The sequence below is a fragment of the Pseudoxanthomonas beigongshangi genome, assembly GCF_016820515.1.
In the GTDB taxonomy this organism is placed as follows: Bacteria; Pseudomonadota; Gammaproteobacteria; order Xanthomonadales; family Xanthomonadaceae; genus Pseudoxanthomonas_A; species Pseudoxanthomonas_A beigongshangi.
Genome location: NZ_JADHDV010000048.1, coordinates 1 through 10,915, shown reverse-complemented (window position 1 = coordinate 10,915; position 10,915 = coordinate 1). Strand labels below are relative to the sequence as shown.

General features: G+C 67.5%; 10 protein-coding genes. 6 read left to right on the top strand and 4 right to left on the bottom strand.

Features of this window, described 5'->3' with window-relative positions; all coding sequences use genetic code 11:
* Positions 1-857: ankyrin repeat domain-containing protein (locus IQ458_RS19145; protein ID WP_203323802.1), on the top strand; the 857-nt coding region annotated here is incomplete at its 5' end.
* 31 nt (positions 858-888) lie between these two features.
* On the opposite strand, the gene IQ458_RS19140 is transcribed toward IQ458_RS19145, so the two are convergent.
* Complete coding sequence (locus tag IQ458_RS19140) at positions 889-2,700, bottom strand: monovalent cation:proton antiporter-2 (CPA2) family protein (RefSeq protein ID WP_183639622.1); 1,812 nt, start codon at positions 2,698-2,700, stop codon at positions 889-891.
* 122 nt (positions 2,701-2,822) lie between these two features.
* Here IQ458_RS19140 and IQ458_RS19135 point away from each other — a divergent pair, with 122 nt between their 5' ends.
* The 5 genes from IQ458_RS19135 to IQ458_RS19115 all read left to right on the top strand — a co-directional run bounded on the left by IQ458_RS19135 (position 2,823) and on the right by IQ458_RS19115 (position 7,232).
* On the top strand, positions 2,823-3,620 hold the full coding sequence (locus IQ458_RS19135; protein ID WP_203323801.1) for an energy transducer TonB: 798 nt from the start codon (positions 2,823-2,825) through the stop codon (positions 3,618-3,620).
* 42 nt (positions 3,621-3,662) lie between these two features.
* On the top strand, positions 3,663-4,457 hold the full coding sequence (locus IQ458_RS19130; RefSeq protein WP_203323800.1) for an energy transducer TonB: 795 nt from the start codon (positions 3,663-3,665) through the stop codon (positions 4,455-4,457).
* A complete protein-coding gene (locus tag IQ458_RS19125; RefSeq protein WP_203323799.1) occupies positions 4,454-5,272 on the top strand; it encodes a TonB family protein in 819 nt (272 codons plus the stop codon). The genes IQ458_RS19130 and IQ458_RS19125 overlap by 4 nt, the downstream gene beginning before the upstream one ends.
* Before the next feature lie 59 nt (positions 5,273-5,331).
* Positions 5,332-6,213, top strand: coding sequence for a TonB family protein (locus tag IQ458_RS19120; protein ID WP_225562541.1), 882 nt, complete (start codon positions 5,332-5,334; stop codon positions 6,211-6,213).
* Between the two features lie 86 nt (positions 6,214-6,299).
* Entirely contained in the window at positions 6,300-7,232 is a 933-nt protein-coding gene (locus IQ458_RS19115) for an energy transducer TonB (RefSeq protein ID WP_203323798.1), read from the top strand.
* A gap of 67 nt (positions 7,233-7,299) precedes the next feature.
* Here the strand turns inward: IQ458_RS19115 and IQ458_RS19110 are convergent, their stop codons facing one another.
* The 3 genes from IQ458_RS19110 to rho all read right to left on the bottom strand — a co-directional run.
* On the bottom strand, positions 7,300-8,298 hold the full coding sequence (locus tag IQ458_RS19110) for a cyclase family protein (RefSeq protein WP_203323797.1): 999 nt from the start codon (positions 8,296-8,298) through the stop codon (positions 7,300-7,302).
* Between the two features lie 116 nt (positions 8,299-8,414).
* A complete protein-coding gene (locus IQ458_RS19105) occupies positions 8,415-9,323 on the bottom strand; it encodes a LysR family transcriptional regulator (RefSeq protein WP_203323796.1) in 909 nt (302 codons plus the stop codon).
* A gap of 73 nt (positions 9,324-9,396) precedes the next feature.
* Positions 9,397-10,915, bottom strand: a 1,519-nt coding sequence (gene rho, locus IQ458_RS19100) for a transcription termination factor Rho (protein ID WP_235997014.1), incomplete at its 5' end; no start/stop codon positions are given.

Sequence of the window (10,915 nt, the reverse complement as noted above, 5' to 3'; positions counted from 1 at the left end):
ATCTGCCGGCGGCGGCGATGGTCGGCGACGCCGACGCGGTGCGCCGCTTGCTGGATCTGGGATTCGCGGTGGATTCGCCGGACGCGCAGGGCTGCACCGCGCTGCTGCGCGCGGCCGGCGGCGGTCATCGCGCTGCTGTGGAACTGCTGCTGGCGCGCGGCGCGGATCCGCAGAACGCGGCGAACACCGGCGCCACCCCGTTGTCGGCGGCGGTGAGCATGCGCCAGGCCGAGATCGTGGCGCTGCTGCTGCAGGCCGGCGCCGCACTGGAACACCGCCTGCCGGGCGGCGTCACCGTGCTGATGCTGGCGGCCGCGCTGGGACTGCCGGACATCGTCGCGCGCCTGCTGACCGCGGGCGCGAACGTGCATGCCGGCGATGCGCAGGGCCTGACGCCGCTGCATTGCGCCGCCCTGTACGGTTTCACCTCGCGCGACAAGCCACGGCTGGTCGCGCTGTTCGACACCCTGCTGCTGTCCGGCGCCGAACCCGATCAGGTCGCCGCCGGTTCGGTCACACCGCTGCTGCTGTTGCTGGGGGCGCGCGCCGAACCGGGCACCGCCTGCGACGAGGAGGTCGTGCTGGCCGGGGTCGAGCGCCTGCTCGATGAGGAGGTTTCCCTGGAAACCCAGGATCCGCGCGGTTTCGGTCCGCTGCACCTGGCCGCGCTGCATGGCCTGTTGCGGGTGGTGCAGCGCTTGCTGCGCGCGGGTGCGGATCCGGATTTGCGCGATGCCCTGAACCGCACCCCGCGCGAGATCGCGGTGATGCGCGGTTTCGTCGACGTGGCCGGCGAGTTCGTGCCGGTGGCGCCCGGTGCCTCGATGGCGCGTTTCCTGCGCGAACCCGGCGGCTGAAGCCCGTCGCCCCGCCGCTCCCGCGTGTCCCTCAGGTCGCGCGCGGCGCGGCATCCGTGGCGCCGGTATCCTCGTCGCTGGCATCGGCCTCGAACAGTTTCTCCAGATCGCCGACGGCGTCGCGCGCGGTCTGCACGACCGCCGCGTCATCGTCGTAGACCAGGTACTGCGCGCGCAGCAGCTTCTCGTCGTGCTCGCGGAAACGCCGGGCCTGCTGGGCCGCCGCCTCGGGCGAACGCCCCAGCGCCACCAGCGTCTGCTCGGCCATTTCCAGGCTCGTGCCCAGCGTCTCGCGGAATGGTTCGGTGCTCAGATCCATCAGCCGCCACGCGTGCTGGCGGTTGCGCGCGCGCGCCAGCACCTTGGCGTTCGGATACATGCGGCGGATCAGCCGAACCGCCTTGATGTTGGTGTCCGGATCGTCCATCGCGATCACGAACACCTTGACGTGCTGCGCGCCGGCCGAACGCAACAGATCGGGGCGGGTGGGATCGCCGTAGTAGATGCGCGCGCCGCCGAACCGGCGCAGCGTGTCCACCGTCTCCGGGCTGTGTTCGAGGGCGACGAACGGGATCCGCTGCGAAGTGAGCACGCGCGCCACGATCTGGCCGAACCGGCCCATGCCGGCAATCAGAACCTGCGGGGTCTGATCCGGGATGTCGTCGAAGGCGCGCGTGTCCTGCACGGGCCGGGCGATGCCCGAAACCCAGCGCGAGATGCCCATCATCAGCAGCGGGGTCAGCGCCATCGATACACCCACGATGGCGACCAGGCGATCCCGCACGTCGGCGTCCAGCAGCTTCACGCGCGCGGCTTCGTTGAACACCACGAACGCGAACTCGCCGCCCAGCCACAGCGCGCCGCCCAGCATCAGCGCGCCGCGCACGCCCAGCCGGCCAGGCCACAGGCCGAGCAGGAAGAGGATGCCGAACTTCACCAGCAACAGCACCAGCACGCCGGCGCTGATGATCTGCGGTTCGGCGACCACCCGATCCAGATCGATGTCCATGCCCACGGCGATGAAGAACAGGCCCAGCAGCAGGCCCTTGAAGGGTTCGATCTGCGATTCCAGCTCGTGCCGGAATTCCGAATCCGACAGCAGCACGCCGGCCAGGAATGCGCCCAGGCCCGCGCTCAGCCCGGCCAGCTGCATGAACCAGGCCGTGCCCAGCACCACCAGCAGCGCGCTGGCGGTGAACACTTCCGGCATCCGCGTGCGCGCCACCACCCGGAACATGTGCCGCAGGAGCAGTCGCCCGCCGAAAATGACGATCGCCATCGCACCGATGGCCTGGAACACCATGGTCCAGGTCAGGGTCTCGTTCTTGGCTCCGCCCAGCAGCGGAATCGCCGCCAGCAACGGAATCGCCACCAGATCCTGAAACAACAGGATGGCGAAGCCGAGCCGGCCGTGCTCGCTGGTCAGTTCCTTGCGCTCGGACAGCAACTGCAGGCTGACCGCGGTCGAGGACAGCGCCAGTCCCAGGCCGATCACCAGCGAGGTTTTCCAATGGTGCTCGGCCAGCAGGGCGATGCCGCCCAGTGCCAGCGCGGTGAGCAGGACCTGCAGGCCACCGGCGCCGAACACAGGTTTGCGCATCACCCGCAGGCGCGACGGCGACAATTCCAGGCCGATGACGAACAGCATCATCACCACGCCGATTTCCGCCGCGTCCAGGACCCGGTCCGCATCGCGCACCAGCGCCATGCCGTCCGGCCCCAGCACCACGCCGGCGACCAGGTAGGCCAGCACCGCGCCGATGCCCAGCCGCTTGAACACCGGTACCGCGATGACCGCGGCCAGCAGAAACACCAATGTCAGTTCCAGGCCGCTACCGTGCATGCATTCACCTCGGGGTCGAAGGACATTATGCAGGCAGCCCCCGCGACCCGGGCCGGCCGCGGCGATTGAAGCCGGTCACCACCCGCGCTAGGCTCGGCAGCGGTTCATCCAGGGAGCGGGAGATGAAGGGGATTTGGGGACTCGCACTGTGGCTGCTGGCCGCCCTGGCCCAGGCACAGACACAGACCGCGGAGCTGCGGATGCCGGTGAACGGGGAAATCGGCATCGACCCGGCGGGCGCCGTATTCGACTATCGCATCGACTCCGAACTGACGCCCGAGGTCAAGGTGTTGGTGGAGCGTTCGGTCCGGCAATGGAAGTTCGAGCCGGTATTGCGTGGCGGTGTCGCCACCCACGCCAAGGCGCGCATGCACCTGACCCTGATCGCGCACCAGGTGGACGGCGGATTCCAGCTGAAGGTGGAGGAGGCCCGCTTCTCGGGCTATCGCAAGACGGCGCTGATGAATCCGCCACGCTATCCGCCGGAAGCCGCCCGGGCCGGCATCAGCGGCGACGTGCTGGTGGCGGTGCGGGTCGACGCCCAGGGCAAGGTTGTTGAGGCCGCCGCGGTGCAGAGCGCGTGGCCGTACGAGAAGATCAGCGAAAGCGCGATGCGTTATTGGGGCAAGGTACTGGAAAAGGCATCCGTTGATGCCGCCCGCAAGTGGCGGTTCGAACCGAACGATCCCGCGCAATCCGAACCGGCCGATACCACGCTGGTGGTGCCGATCAGTTTTCGGGTGAACGCGCCCCTGGCCACGGCGGGATGGCGCCAGGAATCGGCCGGACCCGCCAGGCCCATTCCCTGGCTGGAGCCGGCACAGCAGACCTTTGACGCGTCTGGATTGAAGCAGGGCGAAGCCTTGGCGCTGGACTACTCGGTGAAACTGAAAACGCCCGTGGTGGGGACCGCGCTCTAGGCGGGATCCGCATTTCGTGGTCGTCGAACCGGAGAATGGTTGATGAAAAGGATTCTGGGTTTGGCCCTGTGGGCCATGGCAACGACCGTCCTGGCCCAGGATGCGGGGCTGCGGCTGCCGGTAAACGGGGAAATCGGTATCGACCCGACCGGTGCCGTGTTCGATTACCGGATCGACACCGAGCTGACGCCGGAGGTCAAGTCGCTGGTCGAGCGCTCGGTGCGGCAATGGAAGTTCGAGCCTGTGCTGCGTGACGGCAAGGCGACCCATGCGAAGGCCCGCGTTCACCTGACACTGATCGCCCGAGAGGTGACCGAGGGCTTCCAATTGCAAGTGGAGGACGTCCGCTTCTCGGGGTATCGGGACGCGGTCTCGATGAAGCCGCCGCGCTATCCCAAGCAGGCGGCGATCAATGGCGTGGGCGGCGACGTACTGGTGGCGGTCAGGGTCGATGCTTCGGGCAAGGTGATTGACGCCGTGGCCGTGCAGACCTCCTGGCCGTACAAGAAAGTTGCCGCCAAGGCGGCCGAAAAGTGGGGAGCGCTGCTGGAAACCGCGTCGGTGGAAGCCGCGCGCGAATGGACGTTCGAACCCGTCGATACGGCCTTGCACGAGCAAGGGGACACCACCCTGATCGTGCCGATCAGCTACCGCATGAATGTGGACCGCCCTCCACGGGAGGGTTGGCACTACGAATCGGCAGGGCCAGCCCGACCGATCCCCTGGCTCGCGCCTTCCCGCCAGGCGTTTGATGCGTCCGGCTTGAAGGACGGCGAAGTCCTGGCGCTGGACTACTCGGTGAAACTGAAAACGCCCGTGGTGGGAACCGCGCTTTGAGCGGTTCCCTGGACCGGCAGGGAGATCGATGGATGGATGGGATCCCGCAGCGGGCGGTGAAGAAACGGCGTTCGCGTCCACAACGCAATCGGGTGCTGGCAACGATGCTGTTGATGGCCGGCACCCACGCCGCGTTGGCGGCGGGTCCCGCGGAAGAGGAGTTGGTTGTATTCCAGACCCGGGCCGCGGTGAGCATCGACGCGATGGGGCGTCCCACGGATATCCAGCTTCCGGAGCAGCTACCGGAGGTGGTGGCGTCCTTTGTCCGCAACCAGATCACGCAGTGGCGATTCGTCCCGCCCGATATCGATGGACAGCCGCGCGCAGGCAAGACCTACCTGACCCTGGGCGCATGCGCCGCACCGGTGTCTGAAGGCTATCAACTGGCGATCGACTACAAGGGCGCCGGGCCGGGCGCGTGGCGACCGGATGGGAGGTCGCCGCCGCCGCAATACCCGGTCGAAGCGATAAAGCAACAGGCCGGCGGCAGTGGGCTGGTGCAGTTCGTGGTGGAACCGGACGGTAGTGCTACGCTGGAAACGGTCGAGTTCAAGCCGGCACGCAGCCAGCGCCTGTTCCAGCAGGCCATCGAGGATTGGGTGGAGCAGCTGCGTTTCATGCCGGAAGAAGTGGACGGAAAGCCGGTCCGGACCCGAATGAGGATGCCCTTGCACTTCGAACGCCGCTTGCGCGGGACAGTGGCGGCGAACGCGAAGGCCGACAAGCCCGAATGCATGGCCCTGATGAAACAGGGCGATGATCAGCGTCCGGTGGCATTGGATTCGCCTTTCAGGCGACTGGAAGGAGGAGGCTGAGTCGTCATGGGGAATATGCAGGCGTTCCGGTGTCGGACGAATAGCGGAGGAGCAACGACATGATCATGGAAATGCGCGGAATGGGCCGATGGCTGGCGATCGCATTGCTGCTCGGTATCGCCTGCACGGCGGTTGCCGGCATCAAGGAAGTCCGCGCGCAGGTCGAGGCCAGCATGCTGGTGACCGGCGCGGTCATCATCGAGCCGGACGGCACGGTGGCGAAACTGGATCTCGATCAGCGCGAGAAACTGCCACCGGCCGTAGCCGGCCTGATCGACAAGGCCGCTGCGAGCTGGAAGTTCGAACCGATCCTGGTCGATGGCGTCGCGCGCCGCGGCAAGGCGCGGATGAGCTTGCGGGTGGTGGCCAACAAGCTGCCGAATGGCGACTTCCAGGTGGCGCTGCGCGGCGGCCATTTCGGCGACGAGGCGATCAGTCCGGAAGAGCGCCAGAAGCGCAATGACTCCGTGCGGAGCGTCAAGCTCTTGCCGCCCGCCTATCCGGGAGGCGCGGCGCGCGCGGGCGCACAGGGCACCGTGTATCTGGTGGTCAAGGTGGCGCGCGATGGCACGGTTGCGGATGTGATCGCCGAACAGGTCAATCTGGGCTTTGTCGGCAACGAGCGATTGATGCAGCAGGCCCGTGACGCGTTCTCCGAGTCGGCCCTGGCGGTGGCGAAGAAATGGATCTTCCGGCCGCCAACGGAAGGAGCGGAGGCGGCGGCGCCGTTCTGGCTGGTGCGGGTGCCCGTGGATTACAAGATGCCCGAGAAGAAAGCGCCGGGCTACGGCCGGTGGGAGGTTTATGTTCCGGGCCCCCGCCAGAGTGCGCCGTGGATGCAATCGGAGCATGGCGAGGACGACGCTCCGGATGCCATGGTGGCCGGCGGCGTCTACGAGATCGGCAAGGGCCGGCGCCTGCTTACGCCGCTGTCGGGCTGAGTATTGCCTGGCCTTGGACGCGGAGATGCTCCGTTAGCCGAGGCGTTCGCGCAATTTCCCGTGACCTGCGGGAATGTCAATGTTAATTGAAGGCGGTTTCCTCGCCCGCTAGGCTCGATGGCGGATCATTCGAGGAACTTGCGATGAAAGGAACATTGGCAATCGCACGCGCTTGCCTGTGCGTCGCGGCGCTGCTGATCAGCGGCGCCGCCAGTGCGGAGTTGAGCATCAAGGAGATCAGGAAGCAGACCGAGGCCAGCATGCTGGTGACCGGCTGGGTGATCATTGAAGCCGATGGCGCGGTTGGCCGGCTCGATATCGATCAGCGGGAGAAGTTGCCGGCAGCGGTCGCGGAGTTGATCGACAAAGCCTCGGGCGGATGGAAGTTCGAACCGGTCGTGATTGATGGCCATCCGCGGCGTGGCAAGGCCAGGATGAGCCTGCGGGTGGTGGCCAACCGACTCGAAGATGGCAACTACCGGGTGACGCTGACCGGTGGCCACTTCGGTGACGAAGCGGATCCGGAAAAGCTCCGGCAGCGCGCCGACTCGGTTCGCAGCATCCAGATGACGCCGCCACGTTTTCCGGAGAATGCCGTGCGCATGGGCGCGCGCGGCAGCGTGTACCTGGTGATCAAGGTGGAGCGGGACGGTTCGGTCGGCGAAGTGCTTGCCGAGCAGGTCAACCTGGGCACCGTCGGCAACGAGCGCCAGATGCGGCAGATGCGCAAATGGCTTTCGGAAGCGGCGCTGACGGCGGCCAGGCGCTGGCGATTCCAGCCGCCCACAGAAGGCGACACCGCCAATGCCCCGTTCTGGCAGGTGCGCGTACCGGTGGACTTCCTCTTCTGGGGCGAAAAGCTACCCGGCTACGGCGAATGGCGTGCCTACATTCCCGGGCCTCGCCAGAGCGCGCCCTGGATGGAGCAGGACGATGCGTGCGCCCCGGATGCGCTGGTGGCCGGCGAGGTCTATGAAGTCGGCAAGGGTCGCCGCCTGCTGACGCCGCTGTGCGGTTGAGTGCCAAGGCTTCTTCCGGTTTCCGTAGGCGTGATGACATCCGGAGGAACGGTTCCGGACGCGACCGTCACTTGAGCGGTAGTGCGATCGGTCGCAACGGCGCCGCGTCGCCACCCCGGATCTTCAGCGGGCCGCCGATGAAGGCGAACTCGTAGACCTTGTCACGCGAGAGTTCGTCCAGGGCGATCAGCTCGATGATCGGCACGCCCTGTTCGGCCAGCAGGTAGGTGTGCAGCGGAACGTAGGCGTCGGGTTCCTGCGAGGGAAAGGTCTCGAAGCTCAGATTGTCGGCGCCGACCACCATTGCCCCGCCGTCCTCGACCAGGTAGCGCGCCGCGTCCAGGCTCATGCCTGGAGGATTGGCCATGTAGGCATCCGGCTGGTCGAACAGGCGCATCCGGCCGGTGCGGATCAGCACGACGTCGCCGCGCTGCAGTTTCACCTTCTGCTTCGCCAGCGCCGCCTGCAGGTCGGCGCGGGTGATGCGGTACTGATCCGCCAGCATTTCCACGCCCTTGGCCGCGGCGACGTCGATCAGCACGCCGCGGGCGATCAGGTTCGGGAACTTCTCGATGCCGGCCTTGCGCCAGCCGCGATCGCCCAGGTGTTCGTCGGCGCTGAAGCCGTTCCAGATCCGGCCGTGCAGGCCGAAATGGTTGAGCGCGTCGATGTGGGTGCCGGTGTGGCTGTACATCGAGAACGCGGTGCCGGTGTAGCTGGTGCTGGCGTTGAGCGAGTCGCCCACGCCCATCGGATCGTCGACGGCGGTGCCGCGCGGCGTATGGGTCATCCAGAACTGGTAGTGCGGATCGCCCGCGCCCTGCCAGCTGGGCATGCCGATGTAGTAATCGGTGGCCAGGTCATAGGCGCGACGGCCATCGACGCGCGACAGGATCGCGGCGCGGGACTCGGGCGTGATCAGGTTGAGCCGGCCGATTTCGTCACCGGGACCCCAGGCGCTGGTGCCGACCTTGCCGGCATGGCCGGTCGCGGCGGCGGACAGGGAAGCGGCCAGCAGCGCGGACAGGGCCAGGCGACGCAGGGGACGGGGAAGGGAAGCACTCATGTTGCGGGAATCCTTGTGGAGCGGGCGCCTGGAACAGGCGGCCCGGGGATTCCCAGCTTGAGCGCGTGGCCGGCGGCGAAAAATGCCTCGCGGGTGCGGACAGTTTTCGCTGCCGGTTACGAATCGGTTTCCAGCAGGGGCGGCAGCGCCTGGGCGAGGAAATCGACGAAGACCTGCACCTTGGGCGGCAGGTGCCGCGTGGTGGGATAGATCGCATACACCTGCCGGGGCGGATAACCGCAGGCCGGCAGGACGCGCCGCAGACGGCCGGCGGCGATGGCCGGCGCGGCCAGGAACGAAGGCAGCGCGCCGATGCCGAGGCCGGCGCACAGCAGATCGCGCAGCATCAGGCTGTTGTTGACGACGGTGCGCGCCGGCGGCAGCGCCACCCGCGTCATTCCTTCGGGGCCCTGCAATTGCCAGCTATCGGGCGTGTCGGCCAAGGCGTAGGCGAGCACATCGTGCTGGAGCAGCTCGGACGGCGTGCCCGGCACGCCGTGCCGCTTTAGATAGGCCGGCGAAGCGCACAGCATCTGCTGGATCGTGCCGAGCCGGCGCGCGATCAGCGAGGAATCCTCCAGCGTGCTGCGCACGCGCAAGGACACGTCGAAGCCGGTGCCGATCACGTCGAGCACGCGATCGTCCAGCGCCAGATCCAGCTTCAGCCGCGGATGCCGGGCCAGGAAATCCCCGAGCAGCGGTGACAGCACGGCCAGGCCGAACGAGGTCGGTGCGTTGACCCGCAAGCGGCCCTCGACCTGGCCGGCCTGCGCGCGCAGCGCGTGCTCGACCCGATCCATTTCGTCCAGCAGCCGGCGGCATTCGGCGAAGTAGGCCTGCCCGGCGTCGGTCAGGCTCATCCGGCGGGTGGTCCGTTGCAGCAACACCGCGCCCAGGTGTTCCTCCAGTTGCCGGATCTGCTTGCTCAGGCCGGCTGCGGACGCGCCCAGATTCTCGGCGGCGCGGGCGAAGCCGCCCAGTTCGACAACCCGCCGGAAGGCGCGCATCGCGTTGAGTTGATCCATGGCGGTATCGGAGGAAAGCGAAGCCGGAAATGGAAACGCCGGCGTGGGCCGGCGTTTCCGTCTTGCGGTTGGTTCAGCGCTTCATCGAAGCGAAGAACTCGTCGTTGGACTTGGTGTTCTTCATCTTGTCCAGCAGGAACTCCATCGCGGCGATTTCGTCCATCGGATGGAGCAGCTTGCGCAGGATCCAGATCTTCTGCAGCAGTTCCGGCTCGATCAGCAGGTCCTCGCGGCGGGTGCCGGAGCGGTTGATGTCGATGGCCGGGTAGACGCGCTTCTCGGTGATGCGGCGGTTCAGGTGCACTTCGCTGTTGCCGGTACCCTTGAACTCTTCGTAGATCACCTCGTCCATCTTGCTGCCGGTCTCGACCAGCGCGGTGGCGATGATGGTCAGCGAGCCGCCTTCCTCGACGTTGCGCGCGGCGCCGAAGAAGCGCTTCGGACGATGCAGGGCGTTGGCGTCCACGCCACCGGTCAGCACCTTGCCGGAGCTGGGCACGACGTTGTTGTAGGCGCGGGCCAGGCGGGTGATCGAGTCGAGCATGATCACCACGTCCTTCTTGTGCTCGACCAGGCGCTTGGCGCGCTCGATCACCATCTCGGCGACCTGCACGTGGCGGGCGGCGGGCTCGTCGAAGGTCGACGACACCACTTCACCGCGCACGGTGCGCTGCATCTCGGTGACTTCTTCCGGACGCTCGTCCACCAGCAGCACGATCAGGTGCACGTCCGGGTGGTTGGTGGTGATGGCGGTGGCGATCTGCTGCATCATGATCGTCTTGCCGGCCTTGGGCGGCGACACGATCAGCGCGCGCTGGCCCTTGCCCTGCGGCGCCATCAGGTCGAGGATGCGGCCGGCGATGTCTTCCGACGAACCGTTGCCACGCTCCAGGGTGAAGCGGCGACGCGGGAACAGCGGGGTCAGGTTCTCGAACAGCACCTTGTTCTTCGACGCTTCCAGCGGCTCGCCGTTGATGGTGTCGATGGTCGACAGCGCGAAGTAGCGCTCGCCGTCCTTCGGGAAGCGGATGCGGCCGGACAGGTGGTCGCCGGTGCGCAGGTTGAAGCGGCGGATCTGGCTGGGGCTGATGTAGACGTCGTCCGGGCCGGCCAGGTAGCTGGCCTCGGCCGCGCGCAGGAAGCCGAAGCCGTCCGGCAGGATTTCCAGCACGCCGTCGGCGGCCACGCCTTCGCCGTGGCGGGTCAGCACCTTCAGCAGGGCGAAGATGACGTCCTGCTTGCGGGCGCGGGCCACGCCTTCCTGGATGTTCAGCTGCTCGGCGATTTCCAGCAGCTTGGGCGCCGGCATGCGCTTGAGGTCGCCCAGCGAGTACTGCGGGAAGCCCTCCGGGACGCTCGGCATCTGGCGCGGGACGTAATTCTCGTTGCCGCCGTTGCCGTCGCCGGGCATGCCGTCGTTGTAGCGGTCGCGGCCGCGCTCGCGGTCACGGCGGTTGCGGAAGCGGTCGCGGCGGTTGTTGTTGTTGAAGCGGTTGCCGTCGCGCTGGTCGCGCGGCTCGCCATCCCCCTGGCCCTGCTGCTGGCCGCCGCCGGTGTCGGCGGCGCCTTCCGGCTGGGCGGGCGCGGCGGCG